At 65.6% G+C, this 21,006-nt stretch carries 10 protein-coding genes; 6 read left to right on the top strand and 4 right to left on the bottom strand.

What is annotated here, in order from left to right:
* The first annotated feature begins 10 nt into the window (after positions 1-10).
* The 3 genes from L0962_RS16680 to L0962_RS16670 are packed head-to-tail and all read left to right on the top strand — an operon-like array spanning position 11 to position 1,523.
* Complete coding sequence (locus L0962_RS16680; RefSeq protein ID WP_234087608.1) at positions 11-580, top strand: pseudouridine synthase; 570 nt, start codon at positions 11-13, stop codon at positions 578-580.
* On the top strand, positions 580-1,017 hold the full coding sequence (locus tag L0962_RS16675; protein ID WP_234087607.1) for a DUF192 domain-containing protein: 438 nt from the start codon (positions 580-582) through the stop codon (positions 1,015-1,017). Before L0962_RS16680 ends, L0962_RS16675 begins: the two co-directional genes overlap by 1 nt.
* The gene (locus tag L0962_RS16670; protein WP_234087606.1) at positions 1,017-1,523 is read left to right on the top strand and encodes a chorismate lyase; all 507 of its coding nucleotides are present in this window, start codon (positions 1,017-1,019) and stop codon (positions 1,521-1,523) included. Before L0962_RS16675 ends, L0962_RS16670 begins: the two co-directional genes overlap by 1 nt.
* A 3-nt stretch (positions 1,524-1,526) precedes the next feature.
* Here L0962_RS16670 and L0962_RS16665 read toward each other — a convergent pair whose 3' ends face one another.
* From L0962_RS16665 to L0962_RS16655, 3 genes are all read right to left on the bottom strand, one after another.
* Entirely contained in the window at positions 1,527-1,919 is a 393-nt protein-coding gene (locus L0962_RS16665) for a hypothetical protein (RefSeq protein WP_234087605.1), read from the bottom strand.
* A 122-nt stretch (positions 1,920-2,041) separates the two neighbouring features.
* Positions 2,042-3,898 (bottom strand): sodium:solute symporter family protein, encoded by a 1,857-nt coding sequence (locus L0962_RS16660; protein WP_234087604.1) that lies wholly within the window; start codon positions 3,896-3,898, stop codon positions 2,042-2,044.
* A 9-nt stretch (positions 3,899-3,907) separates the two neighbouring features.
* The gene (locus L0962_RS16655) at positions 3,908-4,162 is read right to left on the bottom strand and encodes a DUF4212 domain-containing protein (RefSeq protein WP_234087603.1); all 255 of its coding nucleotides are present in this window, start codon (positions 4,160-4,162) and stop codon (positions 3,908-3,910) included.
* Between the two features lie 39 nt (positions 4,163-4,201).
* Between L0962_RS16655 and L0962_RS16650 the strand changes: the two genes are divergently transcribed.
* The 3 genes from L0962_RS16650 to L0962_RS16640 all read left to right on the top strand — a co-directional run bounded on the left by L0962_RS16650 (position 4,202) and on the right by L0962_RS16640 (position 17,210).
* Positions 4,202-6,154 (top strand): ShlB/FhaC/HecB family hemolysin secretion/activation protein, encoded by a 1,953-nt coding sequence (locus tag L0962_RS16650; protein WP_234087602.1) that lies wholly within the window; start codon positions 4,202-4,204, stop codon positions 6,152-6,154.
* A gap of 13 nt (positions 6,155-6,167) precedes the next feature.
* Entirely contained in the window at positions 6,168-16,664 is a 10,497-nt protein-coding gene (locus tag L0962_RS16645) for a hemagglutinin repeat-containing protein (protein WP_234087601.1), read from the top strand.
* Between the two features lie 102 nt (positions 16,665-16,766).
* Positions 16,767-17,210: an SET domain-containing protein-lysine N-methyltransferase gene (locus tag L0962_RS16640; protein ID WP_234087600.1), complete on the top strand. Its 444-nt coding sequence runs from the start codon at positions 16,767-16,769 to the stop codon at positions 17,208-17,210.
* 7 nt (positions 17,211-17,217) lie between these two features.
* Here the strand turns inward: L0962_RS16640 and L0962_RS16635 are convergent, their stop codons facing one another.
* A complete protein-coding gene (locus L0962_RS16635) occupies positions 17,218-20,973 on the bottom strand; it encodes an AAA family ATPase (protein WP_234087599.1) in 3,756 nt (1,251 codons plus the stop codon).
* Positions 20,974-21,006 lie beyond the last annotated feature (33 nt).

The following is a 21,006-nucleotide window of genomic DNA, read 5'->3' as shown; positions in this document are numbered from 1 at the left end:
TGCGGTCGACGTGGCGAAAATCGTCCTTTTCAACAAGCCTTACGGCGTGCTCAGCCAGTTTACGGCTGAGGGACGCTGGCGCGGGCTGGCCGGGCTGATTCCGGTCAAGGACGTCTATGTCGCCGGTCGGCTGGATGCCGACAGCGAAGGTTTGCTGATCCTCACCGACGACGGCCGGTTGCAGGCGCGCATCGCCAATCCGCAGCACAAGCTGGTGAAAACCTATTGGGCGCAGGTCGAGGGCGAGCCGTCGGAGGACGATCTCGAACCGCTGCGGCGCGGCGTCAAGCTGTCCGACTTCACCGCCAGACCGGCGCAGGTCCGGCGCATCGCCGAACCGCCGGGGCTGTGGCAGCGCGATCCGCCGATCCGCTACCGGGCGGCGATCCCGACCAGCTGGCTGGAAATCCGCATCGCGGAAGGCAAGAACCGGCAGGTCCGGCGGATGGGCGCGGCGATCGGCTATCCTGTGCTGCGCCTGGTGCGGGCGGCGATCGGCGCGCTGACGGTGGACGGCCTGGCGCTGGGCGAATGGCGCCAGCTCGAGGGCGATTTCAACGTGTTTCAGGGGAAAGTCTGATGTTCAAGTTCGTGTTGGCGGCACTGCTGGCGGTGAATGCGCTGGTCGCGCAGGCCCAGGAAAATCTTCCGCTGGTCGAGTTGACCGCAGGATTCCATCGCATCGAGGCCGAAGTGGCGGCCAACGACCGGACGCGGCAGGTCGGCCTGATGAACCGGCGGACGATGCCGCCGCAGCGCGGCATGCTGTTCGTCTTCGACCAGCCGAATACCCACTGCATGTGGATGCGCAACACCCTGATCCCGCTGTCGGTGGCCTTCATGGATGAAGACGGGCGGATCATCAACATCGAGGACATGCAGCCGCAGACCGAGAACAATCACTGCGCCCGCCGTCCGGCGCGCTACGCGCTGGAAATGAATCTCGGCTGGTTCGCCCAGCGCGGCATTGCCGCCGGCGCCAGTTTGCGCGGTCTGGAACGCGCGTCCCGGCGCTGATGGCGCTGCGCGAAACGCGCTGGCATCGCCGGCCGGCCGGCCGGATCGACCGCCTGCTGCGCGACTGGCTGACCGAGCCCGGATCGCTGACGGCGCGCTGCCGGCGCCATTGCACGCGCTTTGCCGTCCGTCGTCTGGATCAGTCGCGGCAAGCGGTCGGTGGCGGCGTTCTGCCGGTGCGCGACGTGTTGCTGGAATGCGATGGCCAGCCGGTGATTTTTGCCCGCAGCAGCCTGTCGACCGCAAGAGCGGGACGACTGGGCGCCTGGTTCGGGCAGCTCGGCAATCGTTCGCTGGGGTCGTTGCTGTTTGCCCATCCGGGCTTTCGGCGCCAGGGCATCGAATATTGCCGGCTGGGCCCGCGCGACGCGCTTCATCGCCGGGTGAGCGGCTTGCTTGGCGAGCAGCCCGATGCGCTGTGGGTACGCCGTTCGCGCCATCGTCTCGGCGCGTACAGCGTTCTGGTGATCGAAGTGTTTCTGCCGGCGATAATGCAGTTGCGCTGACGTTCAGCGGGGCTGGCCGGCGGCGTCGTGTTCGGGGCGGCGCTGGAGAAATCCGGGAAGTTTCATCGGGTGTGCCTGACGGCTCAGCGCAAAGCTGAGGAAGATCTTGCACCAGATCGTCGAGCCGGCAATCGCAATCCAGGTCTGATAGTCGAGTTCGCCGGCCAGGACGCCGGCAATGACGGCCAGCGACACGCTGCCGGCCACCAGGTTGATCGCCGCTTCGAAGGGGGCGTAGCGTTCCGGGTTGGCCGGCGCTTCGCCGCGCTTGAGCGCGACTTCGGAGAAATCCTTGTTGATCGCGATGCGCCAGGCCCGGCGCAGCCAGATGAAAGTCATCGGGAACAGGGCCAGGAACAGGATCCAGGTCATTGCGATGTGCACATTGAATTCCATGAGGAACCTCGTTACGGCTGCGGTCGACCAGCGACCTTGAAGAAAAACCCCGACGCGAGCGGGTCGCGCCGGGGACTGGAGGTTTCCCGCCCGGTCAGGCGGGAAACCCGGTTGGCCGGCGCTTAGTGGGCGCCATCGACAGCCTTGGCGCCGCGCGGGATGCGGACGTCTTCGACCATCTTCTGGATGTGGGCAGGCGGTTCGCCGGTCATCTTGTCGACCGCGAAGGCCACCGCGAAGTTCACCAGGGCACCGATGGCACCGAAGGCTTCCGGCGTGATGCCGAAGAAGGCGTTCGGGCCGCCGATCAGGCCGACGAAGTCGGTTCCCTTGATGAAGAAGATGCCCTTGTGTGCGAACACGTAGAACAGGGTGATGAACAGGCCAGCCAGCATGCCGGCGATCGCGCCTTCCTTGTTCATCTTCTTGGAGAAGATGCCCAGCATGATTGCCGGGAACAGCGAGGAAGCAGCGATACCGAAGGCCAGTGCCACCGTGCCGGCAGCGAAGCCCGGCGGGTTGAGACCCAGCCAGCCGGCGATGACGATGGCCACGGCCATGGCGATCTTGCCGGCGCGCAGTTCGGCCTGTTCGGAGATGTTCGGCATGAACACACCCTTGACCAGGTCATGCGATACGGCCGCGGAGATCGCCATCAGCAGGCCGGCGGCGGTCGACAGTGCGGCAGCCAGACCACCGGCAGCAACCAGCGCGATGACCCAGTTCGGCAGCAGCGCGATTTCCGGGTTGGCGAGCACGATGATGTCGGCGTTGACCGTCAGTTCGTTGCCCTTCCAGCCGGCGGCATCAGCCTTGGCCTTGAAGTCGGCGTTCTTGGACTTGTCGTTGTAGTACTGGATGCGGCCGTCGCCGTTCTTGTCCTCGAACTTCAGCAGACCGGTCTTTTCCCAGCGCTTCATCCATTCCGGGCGTTGCTCGTACTGCAGCGAGGCTTCGGTGGCGAAGACGTCGGTGTGGGCCTTGATCGTTGTCGGATTGACCTTCATCGAACCGTCGGCCGCCGTTTCCAGGCCGACTGCGTTGTTCACCGTGCCATGCAGGTTCAGCTTCGCCATGGCGCCGACGGCCGGTGCCGTGGTGTACAGGATGGCGATGAAAACCAGTGCCCAGCCGGCGGACGCGCGGGCGTCAGAGACCTTGGCTACCGTGAAGAAGCGCATGATGACGTGCGGCAGACCGGCGGTGCCGATCATCAGCGACATCGTGTAGACGAACATGTTCAGCTTGTCGCCCGGCAGTTGCGTCGTGTATTGGCTGAAGCCGAGGTCGGTGACGACCTGGTCGAGCTTCTGCAGCAGCGACATGTCGGTGCCGACGATGTTCGAGCCCAGGCCCAGTTGCGGCAGCGGGTTGCCGGTCAGTTGCAGCGAGATGAAGATGGCCGGCACCGTGTAGGCCAGGATCAGCACGATGTACTGCGCAACCTGGGTATAGGTGATGCCCTTCATGCCGCCGAACACGGCGTAGGCGAACACGATGGCCATGCCGATGTAGATGCCGGTGTCGCTCGAAACGCCGAGGAAGCGCGAGAAGGCGACGCCGACGCCGGTCATCTGGCCGATGATGTAGGTGATCGATGCGGTCAGCAGGCAGATCACGGCGATCGTCGATGCGCTCTTCGAGTAGAAGCGGTCACCGATGAACTGCGGCACCGTGAACTTGCCGAACTTGCGCAGGTACGGGGCGAGCAGACAGGCCAGCAGAACGTAGCCGCCGGTCCAGCCCATCAGGAACAGGCCGCCGCCGTAACCCATGTTGGCGATCAGGCCGGCCATCGAGATGAACGAGGCGGCGGACATCCAGTCGGCGGCGGTGGCCATGCCGTTGGTGATCGGGTGAACGCTGCCGCCGGCGGCGTAGAACTCGGACGTGCTGCCAGCGCGCGCCCAGATGGCGATCCCGATGTACAGCGCAAAGGATGCGCCGACCACCAGGTAAGTCATTGTTTGCAGATCCATGGTGGCTCCTTAGTCTTCGTGCACGTCGAACTTGCGGTCGATGTTGCCCATTGCCTTGGCGTAGTAAAAGATCAGGGCAATGAAGATGTAGATCGACCCTTGGTGGGCAAAGAAGAAGCCCAGCGGGTAACCCCCGAGTTTGATGCTGTTCAGTGCGTCGGCGAAGATGATGCCCGCGCCGAACGAGATCAGGAACCAGATCGCCAGGATTTTCCCCAGCAGTCCGAGTGTGGCGGACCAGTAGGCCTTGCCTTGATCGTCCATTGTTGTCTCCTCCAGAAAAATTAGGGTCGTCCCACCTGAGTGTGGTACGGCCGCGTCGTCAGTCTGGAATGTGAAACTTACAGAAAACTGACGTTTCTTTCGAAATACTTACGGCGGTGCTTGCCGCCATTTCGTCCCGTAAAAAGTCGTCCGGAAAGCGTGAGAAGCCTGTTAACGGAGTTTTCACGGTGTGCTGTAACAGTGTTTCCCCTGGCGGGAGTGGGGACTCCCGAAACATCCATCGGGGGCGCTGTGAAAGCGGGAAAAATCGAAGTCAGGCGGCTATTCGGCTGCCTTGGGTGCAGTCTGGTTCTGGCGATCGTCGCGAGCCCGACGGTCAATGCGCAAACGCCCGCCGTCATCGAGGCGGCGCGGCAAGCCGAGATTTTGCAGAAACAGCAACGCGAACTGCTGCTCCAGGAGCAGGAGCGCGCCCGGGGCAGCGTTCCCGGCGTCGGCGGTCAGGATTTGCGGCAACCGGCGGTCCCGAGCGGCGGACGGGATGACGGGCGTTGCCGGCAGATCGATGAACTGGTGATCGACGGGGGCGAGCTGCTGCGTCGGCGGGTTGCCGAGACACTGGCGGAAAAATATGTCGGCCGCTGTCTCGGGGTCGGCGACATCGAGGCGATCCTGGCCAGCATTACCGCCGATTACATCGAACAGGGCTATATCACGGCCCGCGCCTATCTGCCGGCGCAGGATCTGGTGTCCGGCCGGCTGACGATCGTCGTCGTCGAGGGGGAAATCGAGGCCTACCGCCTGGATGGCGAGGGCGCCGGACGAATCTTCGTGCCCGGCGCTTTTCCGGGAGCCGCGGGCGACAAGTTGAATCTGCGTGACCTGGAGCAGGGCATCGACCAGCTCAACCGCCTGGCTTCCAACCGGGCGAGCATGGAAATCCTGCCCGGGAGTGCGCCGGGCAAGAGCATCGTGGTGATCCGCAATGCCCGCAGCCTGCCGGCGCATGCCTATCTCGGCTACGACAATCTGGGCAGCCGGTCCACCGGCAAACGTGCCTATACCCTGACGGCGACGCTGGATGCGCCCCTTGGACTCAACGAACGCTGGATGTTTACCCGGCGTGACGCCTTGCCGGACGATCCCGAGCACAATTCGCTCAGCAATTCGTTCGACTTCTGGATGCCGGCGGGCAAATGGTCGGTTGGCTTCAACATCAGCCGCTCGACCTATGTGAACGTGCTGACCCTGGCTTCCGGTGCGCCGATGCATACCAATGGCAGCACGCTGACCCAGGCTTTCACGCTGGATCGCCTGGTCTACCGCGACCAGGCAACCAAAATCAATGCATTTGCCCGTCTGACGGCTCAGGATTCCCGCAATTACATCCTTGGCCAGTTGATGGGGGTCAGCAGCCGAAAACTGTCGTATGCCGAATTGGGCGGGAATGCCTTTTTCCTGGTTGCCGGGGGCGTGCTGACCAGCCAGATGACCTATGCGCACGGCTTGCGGCTGTTCGGTGCGCTCGATGATCCACAGGACATCGCCCAGGAGGCGCCGCGCGCGCAGTTTTCGAAATTCAACCTCGACCTGGGCTTCTCGCGGAATTTCTCGTTGCTCGGCCTGACCCTGGGCTGGTCCAGCCAGTTGGCCTATCAGTTCGCCCGCACCCCGCTGTATGGCTCGCAGCAGATGTTGATCGGCAGCACCTCCTCGGTGCGCGGCCATACACGGAATGCGTTGAGCGGCGATCGCGGTTACTACTGGCGCAACGAGCTTTCCGCGCCTTGGCGTCTGGCACTCGGCGGCGAAATGTTGAGCGGGCGCTTTTTTGCCGGTTACGACACTGGACAGGTGCGCAGCTGGGTCCAGGGGGCCAGCGAAGGGCGGCTGACCGGCCGAACCCTGGGCCTTGCCGCGCAATGGCGCGGCGGCAATTGGGAAATCTACAACAGCCGTGGCATCGACCAGCCGTCCTTCATGCTGAAGGAGCCATCCCAGACCTGGTTCCGGGTCTCTTACGCATTTTGAGGATTGAATCGCCATGAATCGTATCTATCGAGTCGTATGGAATGCCAGCCGCTGTGTCTGGGTCGCTGTTGCCGAATGCGCCAGGAGCCATGGCAAGACCAAGTCCGCCGTCGTCGCCGTGCTGTCGGCGCCGGCGCTGCTGTCGGCGCAGACGCCGAGCGTCGTCCCGGTTGGCAGTGCTACCGGTAGCTATGTCGCGCCCAATGGGGTGACGGTGGTCAATATCGCCAGCGCCAACGCCGCGGGTCTGTCGCATAACCAATACACGCAGTACAACGTCGATCTGAAGGGGCTGGTGCTGAACAATGCCATGGCCAACGAGTTGTCCGTCAACTCGCAACTGGCCGGCCAGATATTGACCAATGTCGGTATGACCCGTCAGGCGTCGGTGATCCTCAATGAAGTGGTTAGCGCCAACCGCTCGGTGTTGAACGGGTTTACCGAAGTCGTCGGCGCCAAGGCCGACGTGGTCGTCGCCAATCCCTACGGAATTACCTGTAACGGTTGCGGTTTCATCAATACCGACCGGGCCACCCTGTCGACGGGCGTGCCTTTCCTCAACGGCGACGGTTCGCTCGGCGGTTTCGACGTCCGCCAGGGAGATATCCTGATCAGCGGCAGCGGCATGAATGCCACGGCTCAGCAGATTCTCGATCTGGTCGGCCGCAGCATCCGCCTGGAAGGCAATGTGAATGCGCGCGACGTTTCGGTAACGGCCGGCGCGAATCGCTGGGACTACGGGGACCGTCAGGTCACCGGGGCGCTGGTCGGCAGCGGGACTGTGTCCTACGCCATCGACAGTTCGCTGCTCGGGGGCATGTATGCGGAGCGCATCCGGCTGCTGGCCACCGAAAACGGGGTTGGCGTGCAGATGCGCGGCGACATGGCCGCAACGGCCGGTGACTTCTCGCTGACGGCGGCCGGCCGCATTGAAATCCGCGGCAAGCTTTCCGCGGAAAACGATCTGAAGTTGACGACGACCGCGGTTGGCAGCGACGCACTGACATTGCAGCAAAGCGCATTGACCGCCCGGCGGGATTTGTCGCTGAGCGCCGCCGGTGGCGTTGAACTCTTGGATGGCTCGCTGTATGCGGGCCGCGATCTTGCGTTGTCGGCCAGCCGCTTGAGCGATCGCTCTGGCAACGTCGGAGAAAGCCAGCGATATGCCGGTGCCACCCTGAATCTGGCGGTGGCCGGTGCGGCGGGCATCGATGGCAGCGTCTGGCGCAGCGTGAGCGATTGGCAAGGCAGTTTCATCACCTTGACCGTCGCCAGCGGCGCCTTTGACAGCGGCGGCAAGCTGACGTTGAGCGCCGGCGGTGCGCTCGATCTTGGTAGCGCCCAGGTTCGGGCGCAGGGTGACGTCGTCGTCGGTGCCGAAGGCAACCTGGCCGTTGCCGGCAAGCTGCAAAGCCGCAGCGGCAATGTCGACCTGAATGCCGGAGGCAGCCTGAACAACGCCGGGACGGTTTCGGCCGATGCCGGCCAACTGAAAATCCGGGCGAACGGTACGGAGAACGCGGGGACGCTGTATGGCAAGACGCGGATCGACATGGCTGATGCGGCGGGTAGCGGCAATTTTGCCTTTACCAACACGTCGACCGGCGCCGTGCTGAGCGACGGCGACCTGCTGTTGCGTGCGGCAGCGGCCGACAACCGGGGCGGAGGCTGGATTCAGTCGGCAACGGGCAGCACGGTGATGGTGGCGAGTCTGGGTAATGCCGGGACGTGGTTGCTGTCGACGACAAATGGCGGCGGCACGGACAACGTGACCTCGGATGGCGCGTTGCACAACGATGGCCTGTTGCAGTCGGCGCAATCGCTGACGATGACGGCGAGCGGAACCGAAAACGCCGGCAAGCTGCTCGCCGCTGGCGCTTTCGCGCTGAACGGCGGCAATTTCACGAATACCGCGGGCGGCGTGCTCCAGGGCGGCACTCTGGCGCTGATGGCGGCCCGCGTCGACAACCAGGCCGGCGCGACGATCGAGGGCGACAGCGTCGCCCTGAGCGCGAGTGCCGGGCTCGACAACGCCGGCACCTTGAGCGCCGGGAACGGCGCGCTAACCATCCGCGCCGCCGGCACCAGCAACCGCGGCACGGCCTACGGCAAGACCGCCGTCGACATCGCCGACGCCGCCGGCAACGGCAGCGCCGCCTTCGTCAACCGCGGCACGCTGATCAGCGACGGGACGCTGGCCTTGCTTGCCAGCAGCGCCGAGAACCAGAGCGCCGATCCCCTGCAGCCCGACAGCGCCTGGATTCAGGCGGCGAGTGGCAGCACGGTTTCGGTCGCCAGCCTGAGCAATTTCGGCAGCTGGCTGCTGTCGACCGTAAGCGTCGGCCGCGACCGGGTGACGGTAGCCGACGCTCTCGCCAACCGCGGCCTGCTGCAGTCGGGGCGCGCGCTCGAGCTGAGCGCCGGCAGTGTCGACAACGCCGGCAAGCTGCTCACCGCCGGGGCTTTCGACCTGGGCACCGGCAATTTCACGAATACCTCGGGCGGCGTGCTCCAGGGCGGCGCGCTGGCGCTGACGGCGGCCCGCGTCGACAACCAGGCCGGCGCCACGATCAAGGGCGACAGCGTCGCCCTGAGCGCGAGCGCCGGGCTGGCCAACGCCGGTACCTTGAGCGCCGAGAGTGGCGCGCTGACCATCCGCGCCGCCGGCACCAGCAACAGCGGCACGGTCTACGGCAAGACCGCTGTCGACATTGCCGACGCCGCCGGCAACGGCAGCGCTGCCTTCGTCAACCGCGGTACGCTGATCAGCGACGGGACGCTGGCCTTGCTTGCCAGCAGCGCCGAGAACCAGAGCGCCGATGCCCAGCAGCCGAATCAAGCCTGGATCCAGGCGGCGACCGGCAGCACCGTGTCAGTCGCCAGCCTGAGCAATTTTGGCACCTGGCTGCTGTCGACCGTAGGCATCGGCAGCGACCGGGTGACGGTGTCCAACGCCCTCGCCAACCACGGTCTGCTGCAGTCCCGGCGCGGCCTGGACCTCGCGGCGGCGAGCGTGGACAACGCCGGCAAGCTGCTCGCCAGCGGTGCCTTCAACCTGAACAGCGGCAATTTCACGAATACCTCGGGCGGCGTGCTCCAGGGCGGCGCGCTGGCGCTGACGGCAGCCCGTGTCGACAACCAGGGCGGGGCGACGATCAAGGGCGACAGCGTCGCCCTGACGGCGAGCGCCGGGCTCGCCAATGCCGGCACGCTCAGCGCCGAAAAAGACGCACTGACCATTCGCGCCGCCGGTACCACCAACAGCGGCACGATCTACGGCAAGACCGCGGTGGACATTGCCGACGCCGCCGGCGACGACAGCGCCGCCTTCGTCAACCGCGGCACGCTGATCAGCGCCGGCAGTTTCAAGCTGCTCGCCAGCAGCGCCGAGAACAAGAGCAGCGACGCCCAGCAGCCGGACAAGGCCTGGATCCAGGCGCGGAGCGGCAGCATCGTCAAGGTCGCCAGCTTGAGCAATTTTGGCACTTGGCTGCTGTCGACCGTCAGTGTCGCCGGCAACGAAGACCAACTGAACGTCGGTAATACCCTGGACAACGCCGGCAAGCTGCTGGGGGCGAACGACCTGACGCTGGTCGCCGGCGCACTGAACAACAGCCAGTCGCTGGCTGCCGGTGGCACCCTGTCGATCGCCGGCGACAACCTCGACATCGACAATGCCAAGGACGCGGCGATCCAGGCCGAGCGGCTGGTTTTCAGCGGCAATCGCCTAGTCAACAAGGGCACCATCCAGGGCGGCGCGGCGGCCGACAGCGTCCTCAGCTTCGATACGCTGGAAAACGCCGCCGACGCCACGCTGACGCTGGCCGACGCGGCAACCGGCGGTGGCAGCATCAACATCCGCCGGCTCGACAACGACGGCACGCTGCAGTCCTACGGCAGCCTGACGGTCAATTACAGCGCGGCGATCGACAACACCAGGACGCTGCTCAGCGGCGGCGCGATGACGCTGCGCAGCACCTCGGCCGGCGGCCGCATCGACGTCGGCGATGGCAGTACCATCCAGGCCGGCGGTGTGCTCGACATCGACGCCGCCGACGGCGGTCGCGGTGTCGTCCTCGACATCGCCAAGGGCGGCCTGGTTCTCGGCGACACCGTCGATATCGCCGTCGGCACGCTGGCGTTGGCCGACGAGGCTCGCCTGTCGTCGACGCGCAACATGCAGGTTTACGCCAACACGCTGACGCTGGCCGGTGCCAACAGCCAGATCCTCGCCGTCACCGGCGGCAGTGGCTGGGCCAAAATCGATTTGATCAACGATTTCGCCAACAACGGCCTGGTCTATTCGGCCGGCCAACTGGATTTCATCACTGACGGCAAGCTCGACAACAACCAGAACGGCGCCTTCGCTGCGCAGAAGGACCTGCTCGTCAAGACGCGCGGCGGGAATGTGACCAACCGCGGCGCCATCTGGAGCGGCAAGACAGCCTCGGTGACGGCGTCGAACACGCTGATCAACGTCGGCACGCGCAGCGGCGCCATCGGTACCATCGACGCCGACGAGGCGGTCAAGCTGGTGGCCAACGAAATCGTCAACAACAGCACGATCAGCAGCCTGGGCAACATCACGTTGCAGGCCGGGACGATCCGCAACGAGATTCAGGGCGGGGATGACCGGGTCTGGGGCGGCGCGACGTCGAAGGTGACCAAGGAACTGTCCAACCCGCAACAGAAATCCGATCCGGAATACAAGGAAGGTATCCTGACCTACGTCTTTCCGGACAACTGGTACGAGCATTTCTACAAGGACGAGTGGTCGCGCGACCAGTATTACAGCGGCGGCAAGCCGACCTTCAAGCCCCAGATCGTCGGTGCCGAAACGGTCAAGCTGGCGGGCTTTTCCTATGCCGCGAATCTGGGCGGAGTGATCTCCGGGAAGAACGTCGAGATCACCGGCAACGGCGGTAGCAAGTTCTTCAACGACGACCTGGCGCTGCAGCGGGAATACATTGTCGACCGTTACTCGACGCTGACGCACTACATCGGTTTGGTCCATGCGAGCCTGGGGACGTATGAAGACGATTACGACCCGCATCACAATTCGGTCGTTACAAAAACCACCGCCACCATCGACAGCATCGGTGCCGGCGTCTATGCGACGAACACGCTGAAGATCACCGCCGAGGAGGTCGGGCAGAAGTCGTCGGTTTCGGGTTCCACGCCCTATGCTGCGCAACAGCACTCGAAGTCGGCAACCGCCCCGACCGGCACCTCGACGACGGGAACAACCGATATCGGGGTCGGCGCCGGCCGCAACTACGACGGCGGCGAAGACGCCGGCGGCGAGCAGGCCGCCGCCTATACCAGCAGCGGCAAGGTCGATTCCCGCACCGGTACCGCGGTCGCGCCGTCGACACCGGCGACGCCGCAGGGACCGGTCAGTTTCGGCGGTGTCACGATCAACCTGCCGAGCAGCCCGAACGGTTATTTCGTCATCGCCACCGCGCCGAATGCGCGCTACCTGGTCGAGAGCAATCCGCGCTACCTGTCGGCCGGCAATTTCGCCGGCTCCGACCTGCTCGCCAAGCAGCTCGGCTACGATCCGGACACGCTGGCCAAGCGCCTCGGCGACGGTGCCTACGAGGCCTACCTGATCCGCCAGGAACTGGTCGCCCAGGTCGGCCGGGCGATGCTCGCCGGCTTCTCCAGCGAGAGTAGCCAGATGCAGTACCTGATGGACAACGCCGCCAAGGAAGCCAAGCAGCTTGGCCTGGAATGGGGCAAGGCGCCGAGTGCGGCGCAGGTGGCGGCGCTGAAGAGCGATGTCGTGTGGATGGTCGAGCAGGAAGTGTCCGGGCAGCGCGTGCTGGTCCCGGTCGTCTACCTGTCGGCCGAGACCCGCGCCAGCATCGAAACCGGTGCGGTGATTGCCGCTGCCGATGTGAACATCGATGCTGGCCGCTTCGACAACGTTGGCGGCACCGTCGCTGGCGCCAAGACGCTGACCGTCGTCGCCAGGCAGGACATCACCAACCTCTCGGGCACGATCAAGGGCGGCGACGTCAACCTGACCTCGACCGAGGGTAGTGTCGTCAATCGCACCTATAGCAGCGGCTCGGGCAACGACGAGTTTTACACCACCGATATCGGCCGTACCGCGCAGATTATTTCGACCGGCGATCTGACCATCGACGCCAAGCGCAGCATCGACGTCGTCGGCGCCCAGGTCAATGCCGGCGGCAACGCGACGCTGAACGCCGGCGACGGAGTCAATTTCGACAGCCTCGAGAAGCGTACGACGACCTCCACCAGCACCGGCTCGCAAGGGCTTTTCGGTAGCAGCAGTAAGAGTTCGACGACGACCACCGTCGAGCAGCTGAAGTCCGGGCTGACCGTCGGCGGCAACCTGGCCGCCAAGTCGGGCAAGGACATCACCTTTGCCGCCACCGACGTCAAGGTCGGCGGCGATGCGGCGCTCGACGCGGCGGGTGCGGTCAACATCGTCAGCAAGGCAAATACCACCAAGACCACCGAGACCAGCAAGGAGAGCGGTCTCGGCGTCGGCGGCGGGCTCTGGGGCGAAACCACGACGACCAAGACGCAGACGGTCAGCAAGAACGTCGCCAGCAGCTTCGCGGTCGGCGGCGACGCCAGCATCAAGGCCAGCAAGGACGTCACGCTGCAGGGTTCCAGCCTCGATGTTGGCGGCGATGCCGACATCAAGGCGAGCAATATCAACGTGCTGGCCGGGCTGGACAAGGTCGAGACGCATACCGAGACGACGACCACGACCTTCCTCCGGGTGACCGACGGCAAGGGCTCGGCCGATGCCTCGGCCGGGGCGGTGGCCAAGGGCGACGCCGGCAAGACCGGCCTGAGCGGCAACGTCGGCGCCAGCGCGCAGGCCTCGGCCGAAGGCAGCGGCGGCCTCGAACTGATGGCCAACGAAAAGACGGTGACCGACAGCCTGTCGGCGCGCAATGTCGCATCGACGATCAAGGTCGGCGGCAATACCCGCCTGAGCGCCGACGGTACCGTCAAGGTCCAGGGGTCGAGCATCGACACCGCCGGCAACACGACGATCCAGGCGCGCGATGTCGAGGTGCTCGCCGGGCGCGACGTCGACATCTCGGTGACGACCAGCGACAAGACCTCGATCGGCCTGATGGCCAGCTCGAACAACAGCGCCGGTGCCGGGGCGTCGGCCAACGGCAGCGTCGGGGTCGGCGGCGTTGCCGTCGGTGCCGGCGTCGGCGCCAGTGCTCGCAGCGAGAGCAGCGTCAACTTCCTCGAATCGACGCAGAGCAAGGAAACCAGCCTGGAGATCCGCAACCAGGCCGCCGGCATCAAGAGCGGCGGCAACATGAGCGTCGATGCCAAGAACAAGGTCGTGCTCGAAGGCAGCCAGCTGGCTGCCGGCGGCAACATGGACCTGCGCGCGGCGAGTGTCGATGTGCGGACCTCGGAAGATGTCTCGCTGAAGACCACCGAAACCACCAAGACCAGCGTCGGCCTGATGCTCGGCAGCAACAACGAGGCCGGCGCCGGCGGTTCGGCGGCGGCCGGGGGTGCAGCCCTGCTGCCGTCGGCCAAGGTGGCGGCGAACGCCGGTTCCGACAACACTCTCGATGTACTGCGGGTCGAGACCGGCAAGACCAGCACGCTCGAGACACGCAACAACAAATCCGGGATCAGCGCCGGCGGCAATCTGTCGCTGACGGCCAATGATCTCACCGTCAAGGGCTCGGACATCGCCGCCGGCGGCGACGTCGCGCTGAAGGCCGAGAACATGCGCTTCCTGGCCGCCGACGACCGCAAGGAAACGAGCAGCAGCAAGAACACCACCTCGGTCGGCCTCTACGCCGGTGCCAACGCCGGCGCCAACGCCGAGGCGCAGTTGAACGCCAAGGCCGGCGCCTCGGCCGAGATCAGCATGGGTTACCGCGTCAACAACGTCGACGAGAAGTCGGTCAGCGGCAGCACGACGGCCGTGGTGTCGACGATCAAGGCCGGCGGCGATCTCACCCGCGACGCCGGCGGCGGCACCATCCGCGATGTCGGCACGCAGATCGACGTCGGCGGTTCGATGAGCCAGCGCGCCGGCACCATCGAATCGCTGGCGGCCCGCGATACTACCTACGAATCCTCGACCAAGCTCGACAACACCGCCAAGGTCGGCATGTACGCCGGCGCCTCGGCGCAGGCCGGGGTCACTTCCGGGGCCGGCTACGATGCCTCGGTCGGCGGCCGCGTCAGCGCCAGTTCGTCGTACGAGAAGACCAGTGCCGACACCTCGACCGCGATCGCGTCGACGATCCGCGTCGGCAAGGGCTTCAGCAGCGAGTCGTCGGGCAAGACGACACTCGAGGGGACGCACATCGCGGCCGGCGGCGACGTCGCCATCCAGGCCGCCTCGCTCGACTACAAGGCGGCGCAGAACACCGCCAGCAGCCATTCCGAGAAAATCGACGCCGGCGCGGTGTTGACCGTCAACGTCAATGCCCAGAGCGTCGTTGGCGGCAGCCTCAGCGTCAGCGCCTCGGGCGAGACGGCCGACAAGTCGCGCGTCCAGGAAGTCGGCGGTTCGATCCAGTCGGGCGGCAACGTCCGCATCAAGACCAGCGGCGACACCACGCTCAAGGGCACCAGCATCGAGTCGGCCGGCAGCACGACGCTCGACGCCGGCGGCAAGCTCAACCTGCTGGCGGCGGAAGACCGGACGACGGCGAGCAGCCGCGGTGCCGACGCCTCGGTCAATATTGGCATGAGCACCGGCGGCAAGGCCGGCAGCGGCGGCCAGTCGCAGACCGGCGGCATGCTCGAAGTCAGCGCCGGCTACAACCAGTCGGACAGCAGCAGCTCGACCAAGAGCGGCGTGAACATCCGCAGCGGCGGCGACACTGCGTTGCGCAGCGGCGGCGACATGGACCTCGAAGGGACCAAGATCGCCAGCGCCGGCGATACCACGCTCAATGCCGGCGGCAATGTCCAGCTGCGGGCGGCGCAGAACACCAGCAGCTCGACAGCCTTCGGTCTCAGCGCCGGTGTCGGCGTCAGCCAGGAGACCTCGCGCGGCGCCACGGAAACGAGCACGACGCGCAAGGCCGACCTGAGCGGCGCCGCCAACCTCGATATCGAGCGCAGCACCAGCTACGACGCGGTCTCGATCAACAGCGGCGGCCGTTCGCAGGTCAGCGCCGGCAAGGATCTGCGCAACGAAGGCGCCGCCGTGCGCGGGACATCGACGTCGGTCACCGCCGCCGGCAAGGTCACCGATGTCGTCCAGAAGGACTCGTCGATGGCGCTCTCGCTCGGCATCCAGGCCGACGTCACCTTGAGCAAGACGACCACCAAGCCGAACAGTCCGGCTGCCGGGGGCAGTGGCGATCAGGGCAAGGGCGCCGCGCCGGAGGACAAATCGGCGCCGCCCAAGGACGACAAGACGCCGCCGGCCGGCGACGACGCCGGCAAGGCCGCTCCGCCGGCCCCGGCCGATGACGGCAAGGGCCCGGGCAACAAGGGCGACGACGATGGCAAGGGCGCACCGGCGCCCCAGAGCCCGCCGGCACCGGGCGGTGGCGACAGTGATTCCGATGCTGGCAAGGGCGGTGCAGATGATGGCAAGGGAGCCCCGGCTCCGCAGCCGGCGCCGATCGACGGCGGCAAGGGTTCGGACGCCGGCAAGGGCGGTGCCGATGATGGCCAGGGAGCTCCGGCTCCGCTGCCGCAACCGGCGCCGATCGATGGCGGCAAGGGTTCGGATGCCGGCAAGGGCGGTGCGGATGATGGCAAGGGAGCGCCGGCTCCGCTGCCGCAACCGGCGCCGATCGACGGTGGCAAGGGTTCGGACGCCGGCAAGGGTGGTACCGACGATGGCAAGGGGGCACCGGCCCCTCTGCCGCAACCAGCGCCGATCGACGGTGGCAAGGGTTCGGACGCCGGCAAGGGTGGTACCGACGATGGCAAGGGGGCACCGGCCCCTCTGCCGCAACCAGCGCCGATCGACGGCGGTAAGGGGTCGGGCGCTGGCAAGGGCGGTGCGGATGATGGCAAGGGAGCGCCAGCCCCGCTGCCGCAACCGGCGCCGATCGGTGGCAGCAAGGGTTCGGACGCCGGCAAGGGTGGTACCGACGATGGCAAGGGAGCGCCGGCTCCGCTGCCGCAACCTGCACCGATCGACGGCGGCAAGGGCTCGGATGCCGGCAAAGGCGGTGCGAATGTCGCACCGATCGACCTGAAGATTCCGCTACCGCCGCCGATCGACAGCGGCAAGGGCTCGGATGCCGGCAAAGGCGGTGCGAATGTTGCGCCGATCGACCTGAAGATTCCGCTACCGCCGCCGATCGACAGCGGCAAGGGCTCGGATGCCGGTAAAGGTGGTGCGAATGTCGCACCGATCGACCTGAAGATTCCGCTACCGCCGCCGGTCGACGGCGGCAAGGGCTCGGATGCTGGCAAAGGCGGTGCGAATGTCGCACCGATCGACCTGAGGATTCCGCTACCGCCGCCGATCGATGGCGGCAAGGGCGCGGTACGTCCGGGGGCGGCCTGAGGCGAGGGGGCGGTTATTCTTGCCGCAGCCAGTCCGTCTGGCCCTTATCCGGGCTGCCTGCGGTAGGCAGCCCGGGGTTGCGTATTTTTGCGGAGTTCTTGCGTGAAAAAAGTTTTGCCACCGTCGATCCACGTGGCCCTGACCGGGACCGCCAGGGGGCGTGGAGTCTTTGCCGGGAAGGTATTCCTGCCGGGCGAACTGGTCGAGGTGTCGCCGGTCGTGCTGGTCGATTGCAAGCATTTCGATCTGCCGGTGGAAATCACCCACTATGCCTTCAGCTGGCAAGGCCTGACCGGCGGCGCATCGCTGCAGGCCCTGGCCCTTGGCTACGGCAGTCTGTACAACCATGCCAATCCGGCGAACATGGTTTACCGTGGCGATGTCGAGAACAACGCCATCGTTTTTCTGGCCGCACGTCGGATCGAGGCCGGCGAGGAATTGACGATCAACTACAGCGCACCCGGTGGCGGCGCCGCCTGCGAGGGCGAGCGCTGGTTTGCCCAGCACGATGTGCAGCCTTGCCCGGATACGCCTGCCGACAACTGAGCAGCGGTCAGTGGGGCATTTGGTCGAGCAGGGCCTTTGCCTCGACCAGGTCGGGAATGTCGATTTCCTGATCGCAGCGGGACAGCCAGTGGCGCAGGATTGCCTGGTTGTCCGGCGAAGGACTGTGGCGGACCAGACTGCTGGCGGCGCGCAGCGCCAGTATCGTCGCACCCTGTTCGCGGGCCTGTTCCAGGGCTTCGCCAAATAGCGCGAGTGCCGTCGGGCGGCCGGCGCTGCCACGGGCGAGCTGGATTTCGCCCTGAATGCGGCGTATTTCCGGAATCAGGTAGTTGTCCTGGGTGTGGACGATGACGCTCATGCAGCGGGCCGCCAGTTGCTCGGCTTCGTCAAGGCGTCCGAGCAGGTGCAGGGCGTCGAGCCAGAAGGCCAGAAAGGTCGCCTCGACCGCGGACATCGCCCGGTGCGCCGCCTCGGCAGCCTGTTCGATGAAGGCCAGGCCGCTGTCGTCGCCGGTGGCGCAACGGACCCAGCCGGTGACCAGGGCGGCGGTTGCCTGCCAGAGCTGCAGGCCGTTGCTTTGTGCCAGTTCGGCGAGTTCGGCGAGGTGTTGGCCGGCCAGCTCGGGACGGCGCAGGTGCTTGCCGAGCACGGCGGCAAAGGTCAGGGCGAAGGCCAGCGTGTGCGCGTGCTTGCAGGCGCGGGCCTCGGCAATGGCGGCGTTGGCTTGCGCCAGGGCCAGTGCCGGACGTCCTTCGATCCACTCGATCCAGGACAGGAAGGCGCGGGCCGGCACGGCGCTGTTTTCACCGAAGCGTTCAATCTGCTGGGCGCAGTTGCATGTCTGGCCGAGTTGGATGGCGGTTTCCAGATGGGCTCTGGCCTCGGCGTAACGGGCCAGCCAGAAAAAGTTGTTGCCGTAGGCGTAACTGACTTGCAGCCTGACACCGGGGTCGTCATTACCACGGGCTGCCTGTTCGAGGTGCCGGGCTAGCGCCAGGGGGTGTTCGATCGAGCCGGTTGAACGGCCGCCGAGCCATAGACCCCAAAGCACGCGGATGACTTCGATGTCGCTGCCCAGTTGCTTCGATAGCGAGAGCGCGCTGGCAAGCAACTCGCGGCTTTCGGCGTTGCCATAACCCTGGGTGGCGAGCAACGCACTACCGAGACCGACACGAAGATGAAACTCGGCTTCCTGCGATTGTCCGGCGTCAGCCAGAAAGCGGAGTGCAGCCAGCCCGTTGCGGTAGAAATGTGCTGCCTGTTGCTGCATCGATGCGCCGGCGGCCCGCTGGCCTGCATTAAGCCAGCAGGTCGCCGTCTCCGGGGCCTCTGCTTCATGGAGATGGGTGGCCAAAAGTTCGGGATGCTGACTGATCCGTTCGGCAAATTGCGAGCGCAATACTCGCGCCAGTCTCTGGTGAATACGTCGCCGTTCCGCAGAGGGAATCGATTGCAGCGCGGCATCCCGGATCAGGGCGTGGCGAAAAGAGGGAAGTGTCTGCGTGCCGGTGATCAGACCGTTGTTGCGCAATGCCGCGAGGCCGGCCCGTAGTTCTTCCTCGCTGTCGTCCCAGAGCGCGGCGAGCAACTGCAGTTCAAATTCGCGGCCGATCACGGCGGCGCACTGGGCCAGCTTGCGATGGCGTCCCTGGGCGTCGATCCGCGCGGCAAGCAGATCGTGCAGGTTTTCCGGGATGCCGGTCTGCGGCAGGCCCTGGTCGAGCGCGAAAAGCAGTTGCTCGACATAGAGCGGGACGCCGTCGGAACGACTGACGACATCCCTGATGCGCGCTTCGTCGAAGCCTTCGTCCACCAGGCTGCGGGCCAGTGCTGTTGTTTCCTCGTCGGGGAGTGTGCCCAGCGGCAACTGAGGGGCGTAATCGCCGATGTGTTCGGGGCTGCGCGAGGTGGTGACGATCAATAGCGGTTGCAGGCGGCGGCGAGAGCGCTCGCTGGCCAGGCGGCGCAACAGGGCGAGCGTTTCGCTGTCGCTCCAGTGGATGTCCTCGAGGACGAGCAGCCAGGGGGCCGTTTCGGTCAGGGCATCCAGCAAACTCACGATGGCCGCTTCGAGGCGGGAAAGCTGCTGCTGGGGGTCGCTGATGGCGTCCAGGGGCGAGGGCAGGCCGAGCAGCCGGTGAATGATGTCGCCATGGGCGGCAAGGAAAGCGTGGTGGCTTTCCAGCCGATGCTTCAGTCGTGTCAGCCGTAGCGATTGAGACAGGTTGGCATCGTCGCGCAACAGGTTGCCGATCGCCGCAGCGATCGGTCGATAGGGCGCATGCTGGGTTTCCGGCAGACAATGCAAGGTGCTGCTGCGGGCGCCAAGGCTGCGCAACTGGCGGACAAAAGCCTGCAATAGCCTTGATTTTCCGATGCCGGGTTCGCCGGTTATCTGGACGAATGAAATGCCGAGTTTGGCGGTGTCGCGCCAGCATTCGATCAGAAAGTGCATCTCTCGGCGCCTGCCGATCAGCGGGTGCGCCAGTGCCCGTCGTCGTTTCAAGGGGCGTTCGCGCCGTTCGCTGATGCGGACGCTGCCGTCGTCGACAGGCTGGCCGCCGATATGCTCGCGGATCTGTTCGTACATGCCGGGGGAAACATGGATGTCGTTGCGTAGTACCCGGTCGAGCATGGCAATGGTCGCCTGGCTGACTTCTCCACTGACGTCCGGGAAGGTATAGCGTTCGTCGACCAGGCTCAGGCCTCGGTGCAGCGCCTGCCGGCAATCGATGCGGGAGAATCCGGAAATGCAGGAACGGGTCTCCAATGCTGCGTTGATGGCTTCGCGGGCGGCTTGTTCCCGTGATTTTGGAAAACCGAAATAACCGATCAGCAGGTTGGCGTGAATGGCGGCGAAGCGGCCGTTATGCCGCTGGACGATGTCACGCACGCTGCCGGCAGCGGCGGCAAGTTCGGAAAAACAGTCTTCGGTCGATGCATCGTCGGGCGGCGATAGCCGGCAGGCGAGGACGGTCAGCGGGCTGCGCAACTGGGTGCGGGCCGGTTGTCTGGCCGGAATGGCCTGCTCGCGGCAGAGGCGCTGGGCCAGTTCGGTGGTCCGGCTTTCCGGTGCCAGCCCCATTTCTCGTTCCAGGTAACGCTGGCAGTCGAGGTAGGTCTGCCAGATTTGACCGTAATGTCCGTCCTCGGCCAGCAGTTCCATCAATTGGCAGTAATTGGCTTCGATCCAGGGAGTCAGTTCGAGCTTGCGCCGAACGTGACGGATGGCGGCTTCGCGTTGTCCTTGTCCGGCATGCCAGACCGCCAGGCGATCGAGCATCCCGATGGCGCGCTGTAACAGGGCTTCGCGCTTGATCTGCAGCCAGTGATCGAACTCTGCGGAGTCGGCGACTTCGACCCCTTCCAGGAAGCTGCCCCAGTAGAGTGCCGCCTTCCTGGACAGGGCTTGCATGGTGGCGGTTGCCGGCAGATCGCCGGGCAGGTCGCTGGTGAATTCGACGAGGTCGATGCGAATCCGCTGGTCCGGAAAAAGACCGATCGAGTTGCGGTTCGCCTGCAGCGGATCGATGCCGATGCCTTCGAACAGCTGGCGCAGTTCGTAGAGTGCCCGGCGCAGGCTGATGCGTGCCGCCTCGGCACTGGCGTTGGGCCACAACAGTTCGGCCAGTGCGTCACGCCGAATCCATTGGCCCGGTGCTGCAGCGAGATAGCCGAGCAGCGCCCGGATCTTGTCGTAGGCGAAATTGCCGTATTCGACGCCGCCATGGCTGATCGACACCTTGCCGAGCAGATGGAGGCGAAGTGGCGGGTCGTCGCTGGCTGCGGCCTGGGGATTCATGGTTTCCGGTGAACGGAGCGTGGGTGCCCGGCG

Source organism: Azonexus sp. R2A61 (genome assembly GCF_021401135.1).
In the GTDB taxonomy this organism is placed as follows: Bacteria; Pseudomonadota; Gammaproteobacteria; order Burkholderiales; family Rhodocyclaceae; genus Azonexus.
The sequence above is the reverse complement of the archived record's forward strand: the minus strand, read 5'-3'. Positions and strand labels throughout refer to the sequence as shown.

Bases quoted from the DNA above. Each gene is read 5' to 3' on its own strand.
- L0962_RS16675 (WP_234087607.1), top strand. From the start codon at position 580: ATGTTCAAGTTCGTGTTGGCGGCACTGCTGGCGGTGAATGCGCTGGTC.
- L0962_RS16635 (WP_234087599.1), bottom strand. From the start codon at position 20,973: ATGAATCCCCAGGCCGCAGCCAGCGACGACCCGCCACTTCGCCTCCAT.
- L0962_RS16655 (WP_234087603.1), bottom strand. From the start codon at position 4,162: ATGGACGATCAAGGCAAGGCCTACTGGTCCGCCACACTCGGACTGCTG.
- L0962_RS16660 (WP_234087604.1), bottom strand. From the start codon at position 3,898: ATGGATCTGCAAACAATGACTTACCTGGTGGTCGGCGCATCCTTTGCG.
- L0962_RS16645 (WP_234087601.1), top strand. From the start codon at position 6,168: ATGAATCGTATCTATCGAGTCGTATGGAATGCCAGCCGCTGTGTCTGG.
- L0962_RS16665 (WP_234087605.1), bottom strand. From the start codon at position 1,919: ATGGAATTCAATGTGCACATCGCAATGACCTGGATCCTGTTCCTGGCC.
- L0962_RS16670 (WP_234087606.1), top strand. From the start codon at position 1,017: ATGGCGCTGCGCGAAACGCGCTGGCATCGCCGGCCGGCCGGCCGGATC.